20 protein-coding genes are annotated in these 21,495 nt (G+C 70.4%); 7 read left to right on the forward strand and 13 right to left on the reverse strand.

Annotated elements, in window-relative coordinates; all coding sequences use genetic code 11:
- Positions 1-32 precede the first annotated feature (32 nt).
- From ACOZ90_RS06430 to ACOZ90_RS06445, 4 genes are read right to left on the reverse strand one after another with little or no spacing between them, the layout of a single operon-like run.
- Positions 33-554 (reverse strand): pilus assembly protein PilP, encoded by a 522-nt coding sequence (locus ACOZ90_RS06430; RefSeq protein WP_422892868.1) that lies wholly within the window; start codon positions 552-554, stop codon positions 33-35.
- Positions 555-564: 10 nt separating this feature from the next.
- Positions 565-1,179, reverse strand: a complete 615-nt coding sequence (locus tag ACOZ90_RS06435) for a type IV pilus inner membrane component PilO (protein WP_422892869.1) — start codon at positions 1,177-1,179, stop codon at positions 565-567.
- Between the two features lie 44 nt (positions 1,180-1,223).
- Positions 1,224-1,871, reverse strand: coding sequence for a PilN domain-containing protein (locus ACOZ90_RS06440; RefSeq protein ID WP_422892816.1), 648 nt, complete (start codon positions 1,869-1,871; stop codon positions 1,224-1,226).
- Positions 1,871-2,929, reverse strand: a complete 1,059-nt coding sequence (locus ACOZ90_RS06445; RefSeq protein ID WP_422892817.1) for a pilus assembly protein PilM — start codon at positions 2,927-2,929, stop codon at positions 1,871-1,873. Before ACOZ90_RS06445 ends, ACOZ90_RS06440 begins: the two co-directional genes overlap by 1 nt.
- 223 nt (positions 2,930-3,152) lie before the next feature.
- Between ACOZ90_RS06445 and ACOZ90_RS06450 the strand changes: the two genes are divergently transcribed.
- Both ACOZ90_RS06450 and ACOZ90_RS06455 read left to right on the forward strand, forming a co-directional pair.
- Positions 3,153-5,708: a penicillin-binding protein 1A gene (locus tag ACOZ90_RS06450; RefSeq protein ID WP_422892818.1), complete on the forward strand. Its 2,556-nt coding sequence runs from the start codon at positions 3,153-3,155 to the stop codon at positions 5,706-5,708.
- Between the two features lie 72 nt (positions 5,709-5,780).
- Complete coding sequence (locus ACOZ90_RS06455) at positions 5,781-6,413, forward strand: hypothetical protein (protein ID WP_422892819.1); 633 nt, start codon at positions 5,781-5,783, stop codon at positions 6,411-6,413.
- A gap of 78 nt (positions 6,414-6,491) precedes the next feature.
- On the opposite strand, the gene ACOZ90_RS06460 is transcribed toward ACOZ90_RS06455, so the two are convergent.
- The 9 genes from ACOZ90_RS06460 to ACOZ90_RS06500 form a co-directional block, all read right to left on the reverse strand.
- Positions 6,492-7,781: a citrate synthase gene (locus ACOZ90_RS06460; RefSeq protein ID WP_422892820.1), complete on the reverse strand. Its 1,290-nt coding sequence runs from the start codon at positions 7,779-7,781 to the stop codon at positions 6,492-6,494.
- Positions 7,782-8,043: 262 nt separating this feature from the next.
- Positions 8,044-8,292 (reverse strand): type B 50S ribosomal protein L31, encoded by a 249-nt coding sequence (locus tag ACOZ90_RS06465; protein WP_422892821.1) that lies wholly within the window; start codon positions 8,290-8,292, stop codon positions 8,044-8,046.
- An 82-nt stretch (positions 8,293-8,374) separates the two neighbouring features.
- Positions 8,375-9,310 (reverse strand): nucleoside hydrolase, encoded by a 936-nt coding sequence (locus tag ACOZ90_RS06470; protein ID WP_422892822.1) that lies wholly within the window; start codon positions 9,308-9,310, stop codon positions 8,375-8,377.
- Between the two features lie 45 nt (positions 9,311-9,355).
- On the reverse strand, positions 9,356-11,443 hold the full coding sequence (gene recG / locus ACOZ90_RS06475) for an ATP-dependent DNA helicase RecG (RefSeq protein ID WP_422892870.1): 2,088 nt from the start codon (positions 11,441-11,443) through the stop codon (positions 9,356-9,358).
- Positions 11,440-11,823: a RidA family protein gene (locus tag ACOZ90_RS06480; protein WP_422892823.1), complete on the reverse strand. Its 384-nt coding sequence runs from the start codon at positions 11,821-11,823 to the stop codon at positions 11,440-11,442. Before ACOZ90_RS06480 ends, recG begins: the two co-directional genes overlap by 4 nt.
- 139 nt (positions 11,824-11,962) lie before the next feature.
- Positions 11,963-14,131 carry a RelA/SpoT family protein gene (locus ACOZ90_RS06485; RefSeq protein ID WP_422892824.1) on the reverse strand — a complete coding sequence of 723 codons (2,169 nt, stop codon included), beginning with the start codon at positions 14,129-14,131 and terminating at the stop codon, positions 11,963-11,965.
- Positions 14,132-14,170: 39 nt separating this feature from the next.
- Positions 14,171-14,473: a DNA-directed RNA polymerase subunit omega gene (rpoZ, locus tag ACOZ90_RS06490; RefSeq protein ID WP_422892825.1), complete on the reverse strand. Its 303-nt coding sequence runs from the start codon at positions 14,471-14,473 to the stop codon at positions 14,171-14,173.
- Positions 14,474-14,607: 134 nt separating this feature from the next.
- A complete protein-coding gene (gene gmk, locus ACOZ90_RS06495; protein ID WP_422892826.1) occupies positions 14,608-15,225 on the reverse strand; it encodes a guanylate kinase in 618 nt (205 codons plus the stop codon).
- Positions 15,226-15,229: 4 nt separating this feature from the next.
- Complete coding sequence (locus ACOZ90_RS06500; RefSeq protein ID WP_422892827.1) at positions 15,230-16,087, reverse strand: YicC/YloC family endoribonuclease; 858 nt, start codon at positions 16,085-16,087, stop codon at positions 15,230-15,232.
- Positions 16,088-16,188: 101 nt separating this feature from the next.
- On the opposite strand from ACOZ90_RS06500, the gene rph reads away from it, so the two are divergent.
- The 5 genes from rph to ACOZ90_RS06525 all read left to right on the forward strand — a co-directional run bounded on the left by rph (position 16,189) and on the right by ACOZ90_RS06525 (position 21,472).
- Entirely contained in the window at positions 16,189-16,917 is a 729-nt protein-coding gene (rph, locus tag ACOZ90_RS06505; protein WP_422892828.1) for a ribonuclease PH, read from the forward strand.
- Positions 16,914-17,504: an RdgB/HAM1 family non-canonical purine NTP pyrophosphatase gene (gene rdgB / locus ACOZ90_RS06510; protein ID WP_422892829.1), complete on the forward strand. Its 591-nt coding sequence runs from the start codon at positions 16,914-16,916 to the stop codon at positions 17,502-17,504. Before rph ends, rdgB begins: the two co-directional genes overlap by 4 nt.
- A 72-nt stretch (positions 17,505-17,576) precedes the next feature.
- The gene (gene hemW / locus ACOZ90_RS06515; protein ID WP_422892830.1) at positions 17,577-18,758 is read left to right on the forward strand and encodes a radical SAM family heme chaperone HemW; all 1,182 of its coding nucleotides are present in this window, start codon (positions 17,577-17,579) and stop codon (positions 18,756-18,758) included.
- Positions 18,759-18,845: 87 nt separating this feature from the next.
- The gene (locus ACOZ90_RS06520) at positions 18,846-21,125 is read left to right on the forward strand and encodes a DUF1631 domain-containing protein (RefSeq protein ID WP_422892831.1); all 2,280 of its coding nucleotides are present in this window, start codon (positions 18,846-18,848) and stop codon (positions 21,123-21,125) included.
- The gene (locus tag ACOZ90_RS06525; protein ID WP_422892832.1) at positions 21,122-21,472 is read left to right on the forward strand and encodes a PilZ domain-containing protein; all 351 of its coding nucleotides are present in this window, start codon (positions 21,122-21,124) and stop codon (positions 21,470-21,472) included. The genes ACOZ90_RS06520 and ACOZ90_RS06525 overlap by 4 nt, the downstream gene beginning before the upstream one ends.
- Positions 21,473-21,495: the final 23 nt, after the last annotated feature.

The raw sequence follows: 21,495 nt of genomic DNA on the forward strand, positions 1-21,495 counted from the left end.
CCTAATTGGTTTCATATCCAAGGCGACATTCATTATTCGAGCGCGATTGCAGCCGGCCGCTCCAGCCATCCGCCGGCGCCGTCGGGAACCAGCTCGACCAGTTCGATCCGATCCTCGGTGATCGAGGTGATGCGTCCATCGGCCTGGCCGGCGTAATCACCGGTGCGAACCCGATGGGTCACTTTGTTGGGCGCCATCACCAGGCCGATGATCCCGCCACCGCGGCCGATCGTCCCCACCATCTCCAGGCTGTCGAGCGGGAACTCCTCCAGCTCCTGCCTGCGCCGGTCGGAATCCGGGCGCGGGCCCACGCCACCGGTGTCGGCGAACGCGTCGCTGAACGGATCGCGCAGCCCCTGGGCGGCGTATTCGAAGGTCTCGAACTGCTGCATCACCGGCAGCGGCTCCAGCGGCGGCGCCGGCCGGGCGCGGACGTTGGCCACCCATTCTTCAAGATTCGGCGCGTCGCCCGGGGTAGAGGTGACCCCGCGGCCGCAGCCGGCCACGCCAAGCACCACCACCGTTGCCAGCACGATCCGCGCCGCGTTGCTCATCCTGCGCATGTCAGCGCCCTCCCCCCGACTGTGCCGCCTGCAGTGCCTGCTGCTCGGCCGCCTCCTCCTCGTCCAGGTAGCGGTAGGTCTTCACGGTACCGGCCAGCTCAAGGTTGGCACCCGGACGGATGGCGCCGCCGTCGCGCGGCTGCAGGGAAATATCGTGCATCGTCATGATGACCACCCGCGGCAGCGACGCCACGCCGCTGACGAAGGCACCGAACTGGTGGTAGCTGCCACGCATGCGCAGCGAGATCGGCTGCTCGGCGTAGAACTCCTTCGGCGCCTCGGCACCGGGGCGGAACAGGTCGTTCTGGATGCCGGTGGCCACGGCCGTCTGCGAGATGTCGGTGATCAGATCCGGCATCTCGGTGCGGCTGGGAAGCTGGCGCAGCATCTGCTGCAGCTGCTGCTCCATCTGCGCCAGCTGCTGCTTGAGCGGCTCCAGGTTGGTGGCCCGGCCCTGCTTTTCCTCGAACTCCGCGCGCTTCTGCGACTCCTGCTGCTCCAGCCCTTCCAGCTGGCTGAGCTTGTCGCGCACGAACAGCCACCAGAGCAGCCCGAACACCAGCAGTCCGACCAGCACGCAGAAGCCGATCTTGTACTCGCGCGGCCACGAGCCCATGTTGTTGAAGTCGAGCTCGCGCAGCGAGACCTTGCGTTTCGTGCTCACGATGCGGCTCCTTCTTCAGCGGCCTGTCCGGCATCGGGGGCGGCGGCCTCGATGTCCTCCACGCCCTCTTCCTGCGCGGCACCCTCGGACGGCTTGGACAGGGTGACCGACAGGTTGAACACGTAGGGCAGCGCCGCGCTGTGCACGCCCGCGCCCTCGGCCCGGGCCTCGATCACCGACAGGCGCGGGTCGGCCATCCAGCCGGCGCTTTCCAGGTTGCGCATGTAGGTACTGACCCGCGCGTTGGACTGGGCCCGGCCTTCCAGGGTGAGCTTCTCGCCCTCCTGCTTGAGGGTGGTCAGCATCACCCCGTCCGGGATGGTGCGCACCAGGGCGTCGAACAGGTGCACCATCTGCGAGCGGCTGGCCTGCAGCTGCTCGATCACTTCCTTGCGCGCCAGCAGGCGGCCGCGCTGGCGGTCGAGCTCCTCGATCTCCTTGATGGTCTCATCCACCGCGGCGATCTGCTGGTCCATGTACGTGTTGCGCGTTTTCTGGCCTTCGATCTGGGCGTTGTAGTAGCCGTTGACCAGGAACCACAGCAGGGCGCCCGCCACCAGCGACAGGGCGATCATCACGCCGAATTCCTTCTGGCGCTGCGCGCGGCGCTCGGCGCGCCATGGGAGCAGGTTGATCCTGGCCATCAGTCGAAGCTCCTCAGCGCGAGCCCGCAGGCGATCATCAGGGCCGGTGCGTCCTGGGCCAGGGCATGGGCCTGCACCCGCGCGCCCAGGGTCATGTGCGCCAGCGGATTGGCCACCGCGGTGGGCACGCCCAGCTGCTCCTCGACCATTTCCGCGACCCCGGCGATCGAGGCGCAGCCTCCCGCCAGCACGATCTGGTCGACGCGGTTGAACTCGCTGCCGGCGTAGAAGAACTGCAGCAGCCGGCTGACCTGCTGCACCAGCGCCTCCTTGAACGGCTCGAGCACCTCGATCTCGTAGCTCTCTGGAAGCCCGCCCTGGCGCTTGGCCAGGCCGGCCTCCTCGTAGCTCAGCCCGTAGCGGCGCATGACCTCGTCGGTGAGCTGCTTGCCGCCGAACAGCTGTTCGCGGTTGTACAGGCTGCGGCCCTCGCGCAGGATGTTGAGCGTGGTCATGGTGGCGCCGATGTCCACCAGCGCCACGATCCCGTCACGCGGGGTGTCCAGGGTGCCGGCCAGCAGGCCGTAGGCGTTCTCGACCGCGAAGGCCTCCACGTCGATCACCCTGGCAGTAAGGCCGCCCAGCTTCAGCGCGTCGGTGCGGGTCTCCACGTTCTCCGAGCGCGAGGCGGCCAGCAGCACCTGCACCATTTCCTCGTTGCCGGGCATCGGCCCGAGCACCTCGAAGTCCAGGTTCACTTCCTCGATCGGATACGGGATGTAGTTCACCGCCTCCAGCTCGACCGCCGACTCCATCTCGTCGTCGTCCAGGTCGGCAGGCATCGGGATGTGCTTGGTGATGACCGCCGAGCCGGCGACAGCGGCCGCGGCGTGCTTGGCCTTGCTGCCCGAGCGGGCCATGGCACGGCCGATGGCTTCACCGACCGCCTCGACCTCGACGATGTTCTTTTCCACCACCGCGTTGGGCGGCAGCGGCTCGACCGCATAGTGCTCGACACGGTAGCGATCGCCGCTGCGCGAGAGCTGCAGCAGCTTCACGGCCGTGGAGCTGATGTCGACGCCCACGAGTGGCGGCTGGCTTTTTGTGATTAACCCCACGGTTTTCCCCTTTGTCACGGGCGCTTAGGCGCGCAACGTGCCCCGGAGCATTAGATAACGGACTTTTCACGCCTTGGCAACCGCCAACTGCATGGAACCGTGCCCCAGTGCCCCATTTCCGAGCCATCTCCCGTGCCCTGAACGACAAACCGGCCCGACGCTGGCCATCCACCCGCGTCCTCTATAATCCGCGGCCACGACCACTGCCCGGCCCGACGTCCGCATGCCATCCCTCAAACGCCTCCTGCGCTGGCTCGCCATCGCGATCCTGGGACTGGGCGTACTCGGTGCCCTGACCCTGGCCACGCTCTACTTCGTGGTCTCCGCCCGCCTGCCCGACGTCCAGACCCTGCGCGATATCGAGATGCAGGAGCCATTGTACGTGTATGCCAGCGACGGCCGCCTGATGGCGCTGTTCGGCGAGACCCGGCGCTACCCGGTGCAGATCGACGAGGTGCCCGACCAGGTCAAGCAGGCCTTCATCGCGATCGAGGACGCCCGCTTCTACGACCACCACGGCATCGACTACCGCGGCGTGGCCCGAGCCGTGTGGCTGCTGGCCACCACCAGCGACCAGCGCGTGCCCGGCGGCTCCACCATCACCCAGCAGGTGGCGCGGCAGTTCTTCCTCAGCTCCGAGTACAGCTACACCCGCAAGTTCGCCGAGATGCTGCTGGCGCTGAAGATGGAGCGCGAGCTGAGCAAGGACGAGATCCTGGAGCTGTACCTGAACAAGAGCTTCTTCGGCAACCGCGCCTACGGCGTGGCCGCGGCGGCGGAGTTCTACTACGGCAAGACCCTGGACCAGCTGACCCTGGAAGAATCCGCGGTCCTGGCCTCGATCCCCAAGTTCCCCTCCAGCGGCAACCCGATCACCAACCCCGAGCGCGCCCGCATCCGGCGCGACTACGTGATGGTGCGCATGCGCGAGCTGGGCTATATCGACGAGGCGGCCGAGCGCGAGGGCAAGGCCACGGCCATGCACGCGCGCCCGCACGAGCGCCCGGTGGAGGTGTATGCGCCGTACGTGGCCGAGATGGTGCGCCAGGAAATGATCGCCCGTTACGGCGGCGACGTGCTGACCAAGGGCTACCACGTCACCACCACCATCGACCCGCGCCACCAGGCGGCGGCCGAAGCGTCCCTGCGCCAGGGCCTGGTGGCCTACGACCACCGCTACGGCTGGAGCGGCGCGGAACAGAGCTTCGAGCTGGGCGCCGACGAGGACGCGGCCACGGCGGCCGAGCGCCTGCGCGGGATGCCGGCCCAGTCCGGGTTGCGTCCGGCGGTGGTGCTGCGCAGCGGCGACGGTACCGCCGAGGTGGTGCTGGCCGACGGCACCACGGTGACCCTGGACGCCGAATCCAGCGCCTGGACGCGGCGGGCGCCGTCGGCGCTGGTCGAGCGCGGCGACGTGGTCCGGGTGCGCCGGGTGGAAACCCCGGCCCAGGCGCCGGACGACGACGCCGCCCCCGCGCCCGAGCCGGAGGTGAGCTGGCTGCTGGGCCAGCTGCCGCGGGCCCAGGGCACCATCATTTCCATGGAGTACGACACCGGCGCCCTGCACGCGCTGGTGGGCGGCTTCAGCTTCGCCGGGCAGAAATTCAACCGCGCCACCCAGGCGCGGCGCCAGCCGGGCTCCGCCTTCAAGCCGTTCATCTTCTCCGCGGCGCTGGAAAAGGGCTTCACCCCGGCCTCGATCGTGCCCGACGCACCGGTGGTGTTCCGCATGCGCCGGGGCCAGGACTGGCGGCCGGGCAACGCCGACGGCCGGTTCATGGGCCCGATGCAGCTGCGCAACGCCCTGGCGCTGTCGCGCAACCTGGTCTCGGTGCGGGTGCTGGACGCGATCGGGGTGGATTACGCGCGCCGCTATATCAGCCACTTCGGCTTCGACGAGTCCGAGCTGCCGCCCAACCTTTCGATCTCGCTGGGCACTCCCTCGCTGACGCCGCTGGACGTCACCCGCGGCTACGCGGTGTTCGCCAACGGCGGCTTCCGGGTCACGCCGTGGTTCATCAGCGAAGTGCGCGACCGCAACGGCGAGGTGGTGTTCGAGGCCAATCCGGCGCAGGCGTGCCGGGGCTGCGGCTCCGGGGCCCGGCCGGGACAGCCGGTCGCGCAGGCGCAGCGGCACGTGGTGGACGGGTTCAACTTCGGGCCGGCCGCCCCCGCGGCCGCCGCGCCGGAGCCCGAACCCGAGCCCGCCCCGGAAGCCGAAACCGCCGCGACAGACGCGGCGGACGAAGACGGGATCGTCCTGCGCGAAGCGGACGACGCCGAGTTCATCGTGGCCCCGCGCGCCATCGACGAGCGCGTGGCCTGGCAGATGGTGTCGATGATGCGCGACGTGGTCCAGCGCGGCACCGGCACCGCGGCCCGCGCCCTGAAGCGGGACGACGTGGGCGGCAAGACCGGGTCGACCAACGATTACCGCGACGCCTGGTTCGTGGGCTTCGGCGGCGACCTGGTCACCACGGTCTGGGTGGGCCGCGACGACAACCGCTCGCTGGGCCGGCGCGAGTACGGCGGCCGCGCGGCGCTGCCGATCTGGATCGACTACATGGGCGTGGCCCTGGAAGACCAGCCGCCGATGCCGCACGACAGGCCCGAAGGCCTGGTGGAGGTCAGCGTGAGCGCCGGTGGCCGGCTGCTGCCGCCGGGATCGGGCGGCCGGACGGAGTACGTCAAGGCCGAGGACCTGGAGCGGATGGCGGCCGAAGTCGACGACGGCTTCGACGACGCGATGCCGCCCGAGGAAGTCTTCGACATCTTCTGACCGCCCGCGCCCGTCACGGCGTCACGCGGACTGGGCTACAGTCCGCGTGACCCGCCGCCGAGGGAGACCGCCATGCAACGCGCCCGCCAGCATGCCGAGGCCCGGGCCCGCGAACGCCGGATGCGCCTTGCCCGCGAGGCCGCCCGGCTGATGGCCGAAGGCGGCATCCGCGACTTCCACCAGGCCAAGCGCAAGGCCGCCAGGCAGCTGGGCATCCACGACGACGCCTCCCTGCCCCGCAACCGCGAAATCGAAGAAGCCCTGCGCGAGCACCAGCGGCTGTTCCTGGGCGACGGCCACGGCGAGGTGCTGCGCGGGCATCGCGAGGCGGCGCTGCAGGCGCTCGATTTCTTCGCGCCGTTCCACCCGCGCCTGGTCGGCCCGGTGCTGGAGGGCACCGCCGACGCCAACTCGCCGGTGACGCTGCAGCTGTACGCCGACGACGAGGATGCGGTGCCGCGGTTCCTTGACGAGCACGGCATCCCCGCCACCGCGCGCAGCCGGCGGCTGCGGCTGGATCGCAGCCGCAGCGGCGACTTCCCGGTGTGGATCTTCAGCGCCGGGGACGTCACGATCGACCTGACCGTGCTGCCGCAGCTGGCCCTGCGCCAGGCGCCGCTGTCGAGCATCGATGAAAAGCCCATGCGCCGCGCCAGCGCCGCCCGGCTCAGACTGCTGCTGGCCGGGGAAGATCCGTCCGGATAGAGGCACCACGCGCGCACCCATAACAGCAAAACGCCCCGGGGGAACCGGGGCGTTTCGGGGAAACGATGAGCGCGGGGCTCAGCGCTTGTCGACGGGCACGTAGTCGCGCACGTCGGCGCCGGTGTAGATCTGCCGCGGACGGCCGATCTTCGCCTCCGGGTCGACCTGCTGCTCCAGCCAGTGCGCCACCCAGCCGGCGGTGCGGCCGATGGCGAACATCACCGTGAACATCTCGGTCGGGATCTTCAGCGCCTTGTAGATGATGCCGCTGTAGAAATCGACGTTCGGATACAGCTTGCGCTGCACGAAGTAGTCGTCCTTGAGCGCGGCCTCTTCCAGCTTCATCGCCACTTCCAGCAGCGGGTCGTCGATGCCCAGCTCACCCAGCACCTTGTGGGTCATCTCGCGGATGATCTTCGCGCGCGGATCGAAGTTCTTGTACACCCGGTGGCCGAAGCCCATCAGGCGGAAGCCGGACTCCTTGTCCTTGGCCCGGGCGACGGCGGCGTCGACGTTCTTCGCGTCGCCAATCTCCTCGAGCATCTTCAACACCGCCTCGTTGGCGCCGCCGTGCGCCGGCCCCCACAGGGCGGCAATGCCGGCCGAGACGCAGGCGTACGGGTTGGCGCCGGTGGAGCCGACCAGGCGCACGGTGGAGGTGGAGGCGTTCTGTTCGTGGTCGGCGTGCAGGATGAACAACAGGTCCAGCGCCCTGGCCACCACCGGGTTGAGCTCCAGGCGGTCGCCGGGGGCTTCGAACATCATGTGCAGGAAACGGGTGACGTAGTCCTGGTTGTTGTCCGGGTAGGCGATCGGCCAGCCGATCGAGTAGCGGTAAGCGGCCGCGGCCAGGGTCGGCATCTTGGCGATCAGCCGCACCGCGGCCATGCGCCGCTGCTCGGGATCGTCCAGGTCCAGGGTGTCGTGGTAGAACGCCGACAGCGAGGCCACCGAGCCGCACAGCATCGCCATCGGATGGGCGTCGTGGCGGAAGCCGGTGAAGAAGTTCTTCAGGGCCTCGTGCATCATCGTGTGGTGGGTGACGTCGTGCTCGAACGCCTTGAGCTTGTTCGCGTCCGGCAGCTCGCCGTCGATCAGCAGGCTGGCGACTTCCAGGAAGCTCGACTTCTCGGCCAGCTGGTCGATCGGGTAGCCGCGGTAGAGCAGCACGCCCTCGTCGCCGTCGATGTAGGTGACGGCCGACTTGCACGAGGCGGTGGCGGTGAAGCCGGAGTCGTAGGTAAAGCAGCCGGTTTCCTTCGGAAGCCGGGAGATGTCGATGCAGGGGTTGCCCAGGGTGCCCTTGAGCACCGGCAACGTCACCGGCTTGCCGCCGGCGTCCAGCGTGACCTGGTCAAGATCTGACACGGTTCACTCCTAATCAGGGGCCCGTGGCCGCGGCAAAGCTGCCGGGCGGGGGCGTTGGATCGTGTGGGAGAAGCGGCGGCAGCGCCGTCGCGACCGGGACGATTATCGCACACCACGCACGGGCGGCAGGCTGTCCGATGGTCGCACCACAGTGTTCCGGGAACGCAAAAGGCAACGGCCACCGATGGCGGCCGTTGCCCTGGAGCGGATGCCGGCAGGCCGGCTCCGCGATGCCTGGCCGGCCCGGCGGGCCGGCGGCGGATTACTTCGCGTAGCGCTTGCGGAACTTGTCCACGCGGCCGCTGGTATCCATGATCTTGTTCTGGCCGGTGTAGAACGGGTGCGAGGCCGAGGACACTTCGATCTTGACCAGCGGGTACTCGTTGCCGTCCTCCCACTTGATCGTCTCCTTGGCGGAGGCGCCCAGGGTGGAACGGGTGAGGATCTTGAAATCGGAGGTCACGTCCTGGAACACGACCTGACGGTATTCGGGATGGATCTCGGCCTTCATGGCGGCACCGGCATTACTGACTGGGAGCCGGACAGTATAGACCCCCGCCCTTCCCGCCGCAATCCACCCCCGCTGCCCCGGCTCAGCCCGCCGCCAGCGCCTCGCGCACCCGGGCTTCGAACCGCGCCTGGTCGTAGCGCAGCAGGATGAGGGCGTTGTCCGCGGCCCCGGTCTGGCGCTGCCAGTCCACCACCGTGGCGCCGCGGGCATGGCGACCCTCCAGCTCCACCGCCACCGGCCGTTCGCCGGTTTCCAGCGCGCCGTCCGGCTGCAGCGCCCAGGCCATCGCCAGCGCGTCGGCGCAGAACCACAGCGGGCCGCGGCCGTCTGCCGACCAGCGCCGCGAATGCAGCGAAATGGCGTCGTAGAAGCGCGCGCGCGCCGTATCCGCCTCCAGCCAGCGATCCAGGCGCTCGTGGGCAAGCCCGTGGGCCACGGTCGCCTCCCAGTCGGCCAGCTCCAGCCGCGGGAACCCCTGGAACACGATGTGCGCCGCCTCCGGGTCGAAGGCGATGTTGAACTCCGCCGCCGGGGTGATGTTGCCGTGCGCGGTCACCGCGCCGCCCATCACCACCAGCCGCGCCACCCGTTCGGGCAGGGTCGGATCCAGCCGCAGCGCCAGCGCCAGGTTGGTCAGCGGGCCCAGCGCGACCAGCAGCAGGCGGCCGGCGTGCTCGTGCGACAGGCGCAGGATCGCCAGCGCGGCATGCTCATCCGCCTGGCGGCCGCGGGCGGCCGGCAGACCGGCATCGCCGAAACCATCCGCGCCATGCACGTGGGCCGCATCCACCGCCGGGTGCAGCAGCGGCGCGGCGCAGCCGGCGAACACCGGCACGTCGGCGCCGCAGGTCTCCACCAGCCGCAGCGCGTTGGCCACCGTGTGATCCAGGCCGACGTTGCCGGCGGTCACGGTCAGCCCGACCACCTCGTGGCGCGGGTCGTTGAAGGCCATCAGCACCGCCAGGGCGTCGTCCACGCCGGGGTCGGTGTCGATCAGCAGGGGAATCTTTTCATCCATGGGGCAATGTTTCCTTTCCTGTTCGGTTTGCGTCCAGCCCCGCGGTCAGGCGGCGGCATAGCGTGCCGCACCGCCGATCCAGCGTTCAACCAGGCGGTCGGCGGCGTCCGGCTGCTCGCGCAGCAGGCGCTCGCCGATGCGGTGCACCTCCGGCAGCAGGTCGGCGTCGCGCACCAGGTCGGCCACGCGGAACGCCGCCAGCCCGGTCTGGCGGGTCCCCAGGAGCTCGCCCGGGCCGCGCAGCTCCAGATCCTTTTCGGCGATCACGAAGCCGTCGCCGGTCTCGCGCATGGTCTCCAGCCGCTGGCGCGCCATCTGCGACAGCGGCGGCTGGTACAGCAGCACGCAGCTGGAAGCCTCGCTGCCGCGCCCGACCCGGCCGCGCAGCTGGTGCAGCTGCGACAGCCCCAGGCGCTCGGCGTTCTCCACGATCATCAGCGAGGCGTTGGGTACGTCCACGCCGACCTCGATCACCGTGGTCGCCACCAGCAGGTCGATGCCGCCATCCTTGAACCGGCGCATGGTGTCCTGTTTTTCCGCCGCCTTCATGCGCCCGTGGACGAGGCCCACGCCCAGTTCCGGCAGCGCTTCGGACAGCATTTCGAACGTGCCCTGGGCGGCCTGGGCGACGACCTCGTCGCTGTCATCGATCAGGGTGCAGACCCAGTACGCCTGGCGCCCGTCGGCGCAGGCGGCGCGGATGCGCTCGATCAGCTCCGGCCGCCGGCCGGCGCCGAGCACCACCGTCTGCACCGGGGTGCGCCCGGGCGGCAGCTCGTCGATCGCCGACACGTCCAGGTCGGCGTAGGCGGCCATGGCCAGGGTGCGCGGGATGGGGGTGGCGGTCATCACCAGCTGGTGCGGCACCTGCCCGGCCACCGCGCCCTTGTCGCGCAGCGCCAGGCGCTGGTGCACGCCGAAGCGGTGCTGCTCGTCGATGATCGCCAGGCCCAGGTCGCGGAAGGCCACGCCCTCCTGCATCAGCGCGTGGGTGCCCACCACCACCTGCGCGCTGCCGTCGGCGACTTCGGCAAGCACCCGGGCACGCTGCTTGGCCGGCAGCTTGCCGGCCAGCCAGGTGACCGTGACGCCCAGCGGCTCCAGCCACTGGCGGAAGCTGGCCAGGTGCTGCTCGGCCAGCAGCTCGGTCGGCGCCATCAGCCCCACCTGCACGCCGGACTCGACCGCGGCGGCGGCCGCCAGCGCGGCGACCACGGTCTTGCCGCTGCCCACGTCGCCCTGCACCAGGCGCAGCATCGGCGTTGGCGCGGCGATGTCGCGCAGCACCTGCGCCAGCACCCGCTCCTGGGCGCCGGTCAGCGCGAACGGCAGCGATCCACGCAGCCGCGCGGCCAGCTCGCCGCGCCCGTCGAGCACCGGCGCGGCATGCTGCTGCAAGGCGATCCGGTGCCGGCGCAGGCTCAGGTGGTGGGCGAGCAATTCTTCCAGCACCAGCCGCCGCTGCGCCGGATGGGTCGCGGCCAGCAGCGCGGCCACGTCGGCATCGGCGGGCGGCCGGTGCACGGTCAGCAGGGCATCGCGCAGCGAAGGCAGGCTGCGGCTTTGCAGTTCGTCGACCGGCAGCAGTTCGAGCCCGTCGCCGGGCGGCAGCCGATCCAGCGCCTGGCCGATCAGCCGGCGCATGCTGGCCGCACCGATGCCTTCGATCTGCGGGTACACCGGATCAAGCCGCTCGCCCAGGCCCTCGCCCTCACCGGGCGCCAGCACCTGGTAGCTCGGATGCACCATCTCCAGGCCGTTCTGTCCCAGCCGCGCGGTGCCGTAGCAGCGCACCCGCGCGCCGACCTGGAACTGCGCCACCTGGGCGGCGCGGAAATGGAAGAACCGCAGCACCAGCGTGCTTCGCGAGCCGTCGCCGATCGCCACCCGCATCGTCGGCCGGTAGCGGAAGCCGCGTTCCACCGCCTCCACCACCCCCTCGACCTGGCAGGCCACGCCCGGCTGCAGCTCGCGGATCGGCACGATCCGGGTGCGGTCCTCGTACTGCCGCGGCAGCTGCATCCACAGATCCTGCACGGTCAGCAGGCCGCGCGCGGCGAGTTTTTCAGCAGTCCGCGCGCCAACGCCCGCCAGCGAGGACAGCGGCTGGCGCCCGGGATCGGTGTCGTTCAGTCCAGCACCATCACCGCATCGACCTCGAACGCCACCCCCTTGGGCAGGCCCGCCACCTCGATGGTGGAGCGTGCGGGGTACGGGGCGTCGAAGTATTCGGACATCACCGAATTGACCACCGCGAACTCGCCCAGGTCGGTCAGGTACAGGCCCAGGCGGACGATGTCGTCCATCGACCCGCCGGCGGCTTCGGCCACCGCCTTCAGGTTGTCGAACGCGCGCCGCGCCTGGGCCTCGATGCCGCCGGCGACGACGTCTCCGGTCGCCGGATCCAGCGGGATCTGGCCGGAGAAGTACACGGTGTTGCCGCTGCGGACGGCCTGCGAATAGGGGCCGATCGCAGCCGGCGCGCGGTCGGTATTGATGGGGGTACGGGCCATGGGAGTTTCCGTGGGAAAGGAAACCCGATGATAGTGGAGCGCGCCATGCGCGCGAAGCCGCGTGCGTCCCGGCTCATGCCATCGCCGCAAAACATGAGGGGCTGGCCCATTCACGCAGCTTCGCGCGCATGGAGCACTTCTAAAGACGCTGGACGCCGTGAACCACGCCCTGGCGGCGTACTTTCCGGATCACGTCGGCCAGATGCTTGCGGTTGCGCACCTGGATCGAAAAACGGATCGCGGCCACGCTGCTGTCGCGTTCCAGATAGTCCACGCCGTCGATGTTGGAATCGGCCTGGGCGATCGCCGCCGCCACCTGGGCCAGCACCCCGGGCCGGTTCGCGACCTCCACCCGCAGGCTGGAGCTGTAGTCGCCGGCAACCTCGCGATCCCAGCCGATCGCCACCCAGCGGTCGGGAGACTTGCGGTACTCGGCCACGTTCGGGCATTCGATCCGGTGCACCACGATGCCCTTGCCGGCGGCGTGGTATCCCATGATGTCGTCGCCGGGGATCGGCATGCAGCAGTTGGCGAACGTGACCACCCCGCGCTCGTTGCCGGTGATCAGGATGCGCTCGCCCTGCCCGGCCGGAGTCACCGGGAACAGGTCGCTGCCCGGCGCCCGCTGGGCCAGGGTGTGCGCCACCTGCACCGGCATGCGGTTGCCCAGCGCGATGTCGGCCAGCAGCTCCTCCAGCCGCCGGTAGCGCAGCTCGGCCAGGTAGGCCTCCAGGCGCTCGGCCGGCAGGCGCTCGAGCGAGCTGCCGATGTCCTCCAGCGCGCGGTCGAGCATGCGGTGGCCCAGCTGCACCGCGTCCTCGTGCTCGATCTGCTTGAGCTGCTGGCGGATCGCGGTGCGCGCCTTGCCGGTGGCCACGAACTCCAGCCACTGCGGCTTGGGCGTGGCCGACTTGGCGGTGATCACCTCCACCTGCTGGCCGCTGGCCAGCCGGGTGCGCAGCGGCACCAGGCGCTTGTCCACGCGCGCCGCAACCGCGCGGTTGCCCAGGTCGGTGTGCACCGCGTAGGCGAAGTCCAGCGCGGTGGCGTTGCGCGGCAGCGACAGGATGTCGCCCTTGGGCGTGAACAGGTAGACCTCGTCGGGGAACAGGTCGACCTTGACGTTCTCCAGGAACTCCAGCGACGAGCCGGTCGCCCGCTGCGACTCCAGCAGGCTGGAGATCCACGAGTGCGCCCGCGACTGCGCGCTCGACGGCGCTCCGCCGTGCTTGTAGGCCCAGTGCGCGGCGATCCCGCGCTCGGCGATCAGATCCATTTCCTCGGTGCGGATCTGCACCTCGATCGGCGAGCCGTAGGGGCCGAACAGCACCGTGTGCAGGGACTGGTAGCCGTTGGCCTTGGGAATGGCGATGAAGTCGCGGAAACGCCCGTCCACCGGCTTGTATACCGAATGCACCACGCCCAGCGCGTGGTAGCAGTCGGCCACCGAGCGCACGATGACGCGAAAGCCGAACACGTCCATCAGCTGCCTGAAGGTCTTCCCCTCGGCCTGCATCTTGGTATAGATGCTCCACGGCGACTTGACCCGGCTGACCAGCCGGTACTCCAGCTGCTCGTTGGTCAGCCGCTGCGCCAGCTGGGCCTCGATCCTGGCCAGGGCCTCGCGGCGTACCAGCGGCTGCGAGCTGATGCGCTTTTCCAGCACCGCGTGGCGCAGCGGGTGCAGGGCCCGGAAGCCCAGATCCTGCAGCTCCGCCTTGATCATGTTCATGCCCAGGCGCTGGGCGATCGGCGCGTAGATCTCCAGGGTCTCGCGGGCGATCCGCTCGCGCGCCTCGACCGTCTGCGCGCCCAGGGTGCGCATGTTGTGCAGGCGGTCGCCGAGCTTGATCAGGATCACGCGCAGGTCGCGCGCCATCGCCAGCATCATCTTGCGGAAGCTTTCCGCGTTGGCTTCCTGGCGGCTGCTGAAATGCAGCTTGTCCAGCTTGGTGACCCCGTCCACCAGTTCGGCCACGGTTTCGCCGAACTCGCCCGCAAGCTGCTCGCGGGTGAGCGGGGTGTCCTCGATGGTGTCGTGCAGGATCGCCGCGACCAGGGTTTCCAGGTCGACCTTGAGCGCGGCCAGGACACGCGCCACCGCCACCGGGTGGGTGATGTAGGGTTCGCCGGACTTGCGCGCCTGGCCCTCGTGGGCGGCCGCGCCCACCGCCCACGCGCGGCGCAGCACCGCGCGCTGGTCGTCGTCCAGGTAGTCGGCGGCCGCTTCCAGCTCGCGCATGTAGCCGGGCACCGCCTCGTCTGCGGGCGGCTGGATCCGGCGAAGGACGGGCTCGGGCGCGGTCATGCCCCCGAGCCTACGGGGAAATCCCGTGAATGGGGAGTGTTACAGGTCGTCGCCCTTGGCGAGTTCCTCGTCGGCGACCACCTCGGCGGCGGCCCACTCCAGCGCCTCGCGCTCCTTGCGCTCGCGCTCGGCCTTGTCGACGGCCTCGATGTAGTCGTCGTCGATCGCACGCGCGGCGATCTCGCGCAGCGCCAGCACGGTCGGCTTGTCGTCGTTCTCTTCGTTCTCGATCTGCGGCTCGACGCCGTTGGCCAGCTGGCGCGCGCGCTTGGCCGCCATCATGACCAGTTCGAAGCGGTTGTCGACCACTTCCATGCAATCTTCCACGGTGATACGCGCCATACGGGCTCCCGGCGGCCGCTTGGCCGCGCGAATAAAGGGGACAGAACCCGTTATTTTAGCCATGACAGCTTTTCCGCTGCAAGCACGACCCTGAAAAATCAACGGGTTGCAGGCAATCCGGGGCCGGCTGCGGCTCAATCCCCGTCCAGCAGGCCCTCCAGCAGCCGCCGATGGCGCTGCTGCTGCTGGGCCCGGCGCAGGCGGCTGGCGGTGAAGATGGCGCACATCTCGTCCACCGCCACCTCGAAGTCCTCGTTGACGATGAGGAAATCGAACTCCTCGTGGTGCGACATCTCCTCGCGCGCGGCGGCCAGGCGGCGGGCGATCACGGCGTCGCTGTCCTGGCCGCGCTTGCGCATGCGCTCCTCCAGCGCGGCGCGCGAGGGCGGGAGGATGAAGATGCCGACCGCGTCGGGCACCTGCGCACGCACCTGGCGCGCGCCCTGCCAGTCGATCTCCAGCAGCACGTCGCGGCCGGCGGCCAGCTGCGGCTCCACCGACTGCCGGGCGGTGCCCTTCCAGTCGCCGTGCACGCGCGCATGCTCGAAGAACTCGCCGGCCTGGATCATGCGCTGGAACTCGTCCTCGCCGACGAAGTGGTAGTGCTCGGCGTGCCGCTCGCCCGGCCGCGGCGGCCGCGAGGTGAACGAGATCGACAGGCTCACCGACGGGTCCCGCGCCAGGCAGGCGTTGACGATGCTCGACTTGCCCGCGCCCGAGGGCGCGGCGACGATGAACAGGGTTCCGCGCATGGCCTCACTCAAGGTTCTGCACCTGCTCGCGGATCTGGTCGATCAGCACCTTCAGCTCCACCGCCAGCTGCGAGGTGCGCCGGTCGACCGACTTGGAGCCCAGGGTATTGGCCTCACGGTTGAACTCCTGCAGCAGGAAGTCCAGGCGCCTGCCCACCGGGCCGTCGGCGGCCATCACCCGGCCGATCTCCTCGACGTGGCTGTCGAGGCGATCCAGCTCCTCCTCTACATCCAGCTTCTGCAGCCACAGCACCAGTTCCTGCTCCAGCCGGCCCGGATCCAGCGGCTGGCCCAGGTCGGCCACGCGCGCCTCCAGCTTTGCCCGCTGGCCGTCGCGGATGGCCGGCATCAGCGAGCGCACCTCGGCAGCGATGCGGGCAATGCCCTGCACCCGCTCGGTGATCCCGGCGGCGAGCTTGTCGCCTTCGCGGCCGCGGGCCTCCAGGAACTGGCCCAGCACCTCGTCCAGCAGCGAAACCGCCTCGGCCCTGAGCGCATCGGCGTCGACCTCGCGCGACTGCAGCACGCCCGGCAGCTGCAGCAGCCCGGTCACCTCGGTGGTCAGCCCCGGGAAGGCGCCCTGCAGCGACTGCACCAGCGAGGCAAGCTGCGCCACCGCATCCTCGTCCACCGCCAGCGTCCGAGCCGCATCGGTGCGCAGGCGGATGACCAGATCCAGCTTGCCGCGCGACACCCGTGCCGATACCCGCTCGCGCAGCGCCGGCTCCAGCGCGCGCAGCTCGTCCGGCAGGCGCGTGCCCAGCTCCAGGAAACGGTGGTTGACCGCGCGCAGCTCGCAGCCGAGCGTGCCCCAGGCCGTTTGGCGCTCTGCCGCCGCGTAGGCGGTCATGCTTCGTGTCATCGCGAAGGGTCGTTCTGGCGGTTGCGCAGTATGCCATCCGGGCGGCCGCGGCGGCCCCGGCTGCTAGACTTCCCGGCCCCCAGCAACCCGATCCCGCTGCCATGACGACCCCCCAGCGCCCCAGCGGCCGCGCCCCCGACCAGCTTCGCCAGGTACGCCTGGAACGCGGCTACACCCGCCACGCCGAAGGCTCGGTGCTGGTCAGCTTCGGCGAGACCCGGGTGCTGTGCACCGCCAGCGTGGAGGAGCGCGTGCCGGGCTTTCTGCGCGGCAAGGGCGAGGGCTGGGTGACGGCCGAATACGGCATGCTGCCGCGCGCCACCCACACCCGCAGCGACCGCGAGGCCGCGCGCGGCAAGCAGGGCGGGCGCACCCTGGAGATCCAGCGCCTGATCGGCCGCTCGCTGCGCGCCTGCATCGACCGCGCCGCGCTGGGCGAGCGCACCATCACCCTGGACTGCGATGTGCTGCAGGCCGACGGCGGCACCCGCACCGCGGCCATCACCGGCGCCTACGTGGCCCTGGCGGACGCCGTGGGCAGCCTGATGAAGCAGCGCAAGCTGCTGCGCGACCCGCTGTACGGCGCGGTGGCGGCGGTGTCGGTGGGCCTGTACCGCGGCGTGCCGGTGCTGGACCTGGACTACGCCGAGGACAGCGACTGCGACACCGACATGAACGTGGTGATGAACGACGGCGGCGGCTTCATCGAGGTGCAGGGCACGGCCGAGGGCCACGCCTTCCGCCGCGACGAACTCGACGCGATGCTCGCCCTGGCCGAGCAGGGCACGGCCGAACTGTTCCGCCTGCAGCAGGAGGCGCTGGCCGGATGAGGCTGGTGCTTGCCAGCAACAATGCCGGCAAGCTGGCCGAGTTCAACCGGCTGCTGGAAGGCAGCGGCATGCAGGCGGTGGCGCAGGCGGAGCTGGGCGTGGACGAGGCCGAGGAAACCGGCCTGACCTTCGTCGAGAACGCGATCCTGAAGGCCCGCAACGCCGCGCGCATCACCGGACTGCCGGCGCTGGGCGACGATTCCGGACTGTGCGTGGATGCGCTCGAAGGCGCCCCCGGCCTGTACTCGGCGCGCTATTCCGGCCCCGACGGCAACGCCGCGCGCAACATCGCAAAGCTCCTGGACGCCCTGCGCGACGTGCCGGACGAACGCCGCGGCGCCCGCTTCTGCTGCGCGCTGGTACTGCTGCGCCGCGCCGACGATCCGCAGCCGCTGATCGCCGAAGGCCGCTGGGAAGGCCGCATCCTGCACGCGCCGCGCGGCACCCACGGCTTCGGCTACGACCCGGTATTCCTGGATCCGGACAACAACCTTACCGCCGCCGAGCTCGACCCGGCCATCAAGAACCGCATCAGCCACCGCGGCCGCGCCCTCGAACTCCTCCGCCAGCGGTTGCCTGAGCTGTAGGAGCGCCGCGACGCCCGGCGCCCCGCGTCCTGTCAATCTGCGTGGCACCAGTCGGCCAATTACACTAGCCGCATGCTCACCACCCCGCCGCTCACGCTCTACGTGCACCTGCCCTGGTGCGTGCGCAAATGCCCATACTGCGACTTCAATTCGCACCAGGCGCGCGGTGAACTGCCCTTCGACGCCTACGTCGACGCCCTGCTGGCCGATCTCGACCACGACCTGCCACTGGCCTGGGGCCGGCCCGTGCACGCGGTGTTCTTCGGCGGCGGCACCCCCAGCCTGTTCCCGCCCGCGGCGATCGACCGCTTCCTGCAGGGCGCCTCGGCCCGCCTGCGCTTCATGCCGGGCCTGGAAGTCACCCTGGAAACCAACCCCGGCACCGCCGAGCACGGCCGCTTCCCCGACTACCTGGCGGCCGGGGTCAACCGCCTCAGCTTCGGCATCCAGAGCTTCGACGACGGCTGTCTGCAGCGGCTGGGACGGATCCACGACAGCGCCCAGGCCGAAGCGGCCGTGAAGCTGGCCCGCGACGCCGGCTTCGACAACTTCAACCTCGACCTGATGTACGCCCTGCCCGGCCAGGACCTGGCCATGGCCGAACGCGACGTGGAACGCGCCATCGCCCTGGATCCGGCGCACATCTCCCACTACCAGCTCACCCTGGAGCCCAACACCCTGTTCGCCGCCCGGCCGCCGTCCGGCATCCCCGACGACGACCTGGCCTGGGACATGCAGGAGCGCTGCCAGGCGCTGCTGGCACGGGCCGGCTACCGGCACTACGAGATCTCCGCCTACGCCCGCCCGGACCGCCAGTGCGCCCACAACCTCAACTACTGGCGCTACGGCGACTACCTGGGCATCGGCGCCGGGGCCCACGGCAAGCTGACCCTGGGCGCGGAACAGGCGATCGTGCGGCGCGGGAAGCTCAAGCACCCCACGGCGTGGCTGTCAGTGGCCGGGACGGACGCCGGGATCGGCGGCGACGAGCGGGTGGAGCCGGCGCAGCGGCCGTTCGAGTACATGCTCAACGTATTGAGGCTGGAGGAAGGCTTCCGGCTGGAGGATTTCGAGGCCCGCTGCGGCCTGGGCCGCGACGCGATCGCCCGGCCGCTGGCCGAGGCCGCGCGCCGGGGCTGGCTGCAGGAGCAGGATGGCCGCATACTGAAGACCGCGCTTGGGGGGCGCTTTGTCAATGATGTCATGGAGCTTTTCCTGCCGGACGCAACCGCGCCGGACTCCACGCCGGCCTGAATCGCCGGCGCGGCCGCTTTGCCGCGGCGCGGCCAGCATGCCAAGCCCCCCCGACCACCGCGCGCGGACAACCACGGGATGGTGCCCATGACTGCCTCCTTGGATCCTTCGGCAACCGCCAGCCTGGCCTCGGCCGATCTGCCGCTGCGCGTGCGGCGCACGCTGGAACGGGCGCTGACGCTGGTATCGGAGGAGCTCGACCACGGCATGGAGCGCATGCTGCTGGAGTTCGAGCGCGAACTGTTCCGGCTGGCCGACCTGGCCCGCAACCCCGGCTCCGAGTCCGGATACATGCAGGCGCTGCGCAGCTTCCGCCTCAATCGTGCCGACCTGCTGCCCCGTTTCATGATCCAGGTGGAAACAGGGCTGGCCGGACTGCGCGGCCCTGCAGCGGCGGCCGAGCCGGTGGCCGACGACAGCGAGCCGCCCAGCTTCCGCCACCTGAGCCTGGTCGAAACCTCGGTGATGGACGAGGACACCGTGCTGGCCGAAGTGGCCAGCCGCCAGGAAGGCCGGGCCACCCTGGCCCTGCACCTGCTGGGCCAGCGCTTCGGCGTGCTCGCCGGCAGTCCCGCCTTCGACGCCGGCCGGCTGCCGCTTGGCCCGCTCGCGCTGTGCCGCGCGATCCGCACCGCGGCGGTGGAGCTGGAGCTCAGCCATGACGCGCGGCTGCTGCTGTACCGGATGTTCGACCGCCAGGTGATGTCCGGCTACCCCCAGGTGCTCGACCACCTCAACAACCTGCTGGCGGAGGAAGGCATTCTTCCGTCGCTGACCTTCGTGCCGATGCGCATGCGCCCCACCCCGGTGGATGCGCCTTCCGCGCCCCGGGCCGAGCCACACGACGAGCCCGGGCATGCGTCTGCTCCCGGCCAGGCCGCCAGCGGCAACAAGCCGCCGCCGCGCCTGCATACCGCCTGGATGGGCCAGGCGCCGAGTGGCGGCGGCGAAGACGACGACGACGCCGTGTTCGGCATGCTCCAGCAGCTGCTGTCGGGCCGGCGCGAGCTGATCGACAAGCTGAAGGCCGACAAGCCCGAAGGCCGCCAGCGGCAGATGAGCACGCCGGATCTGGTGGGCGCGCTGCGCGGATTGCAGCAGGCGCCGGCGGCCAACCGGGCCAGCCTGGCCGAGGTCAAGCGCACCATCCTGGCCCAGGCACGCCAGCAGTACGGCGAAGGGTCGGCCCTGTCGCCGCAGGACAGCGACACCTTCGAACTGGTCCACCTGCTGTACGAGCAGATCGAGAAGGAAATCCGCCTCGACGCGCCGACCTCTCCGCTGGTGCGCGAACTGCAGGTGCCGCTGCTGCGGCTGGCGCTGCAGGATCGCGGGTTCTTCCTGCATGCCAGCCATCCGGCGCGGCAGCTGCTCAACACCATCGCCGAGAGCGCCGCCCGCTGGACCGACCGCAATGAGCTGGATCGCAGCATGGTCGAGCCGCTCAAGCGGGCGGTGGCCGACGTGGTCGAGGAATTCGACGACGACCCGGCGGTGTTCGCCCGGGCCAACGAGGGCCTGCAGCAACAGCTGCAGACACAGGTGCGCAAGGCGGAGACGCTGGAAAAGCGCCACGTCGAGGCCGCCCGCGGCAAGGAGAAGCTGGAGGTCGCACGGCAACGCGCCGCCGAAGTGCTGGAAGAATCCATCGGTGGCCGGCGCCTGCCCCGCTTTGCCCGCGCCCTGCTCAACCAGGCCTGGGCGGACGTGCTGACCCTGACCCTGTTGCGCCAGGGCGAAGGCTCGGAGGCCTGGCGCCAGCAGCTGCAGGCCACCGGCGAGATCATCGCGGCCTGCGCCAGCGACGAGGCGCCCGGCAGCGCGGAGCTGACCGCCCACGTGGAGTCATCGCTCAGCCAGGTCGGCTACCACGACGACGAGGCCGGCGTGATCGCCCAGCGGCTGACCGCGGCCACCGACGAGGACGACGAAGACCCGGCCTCGCGCACCGAGCTGGCCATGAAGCTCAAGGCCCGCGTGCGGCTGGGCGAGGACAAGGTCAAGGCGGAGAAGCCGAAGCTGCCGCCGCGCACCGGCGAGGAGCAGGCCCACTACGAACAGCTGCGGACCCTGCCGTTCGGCTGCTGGGTGGAGTTCACCACCAACCAGCAGGGCGACGTGGTGCGGCGGCGCCTGTCCTGGTACAGCCGGGTCACCGACAACGCCCTGTTCGTCAACCAGCGCGGCCAGCGCGTGGCCGAGCACAGCCTGGACAGCCTGGCCCGGATGATCGTGGCCGGGCAGGCGCGGCTGGTCACCGCCGAGCGCGGCCGGCTGGTGGATCGGGCCTGGCAGGCGGCGGTCAACGCCCTGCGCAGCTTCGCCGGCCGCGGCGAAGACCCGGCCAACGCGAGGGCTCCGGCATGACCCAGGAATTCAGGCGCGCGAAACGGCGCAAGGCGCACGAACCAATCCAGGTCACCGACGCGATGACCGGCCAGGTCGTCGGCCACATCGGCAACCTGTCCGAATCGGGCATGCTGCTGCTGGCCAGCCAGCCGCTGGTGAACGATGCGCTCTACCAGTTCCGTTTCCCGCTGCCGGCGGCCGACGGCGCGGCGGCTTCGCTGGAAATCGGCGCGCACCTGCTGTGGAGCGACGCGGCGAGCGCGCCCGGCCAGCACTGGACGGGCTTCCGCTTCATCGGCCAGAGCGATCTCCAGGTCCGCCAGCTGCGCGCGTGGGTCGACACCCCGGGCAGCCAGTACGCCTGACGACCCAGTACGCCTGACGACCC

Origin of the sequence: Luteimonas dalianensis (genome assembly GCF_049339425.1) — a bacterium.
Lineage (GTDB): Bacteria > Pseudomonadota > Gammaproteobacteria > Xanthomonadales > Xanthomonadaceae > Luteimonas > Luteimonas dalianensis.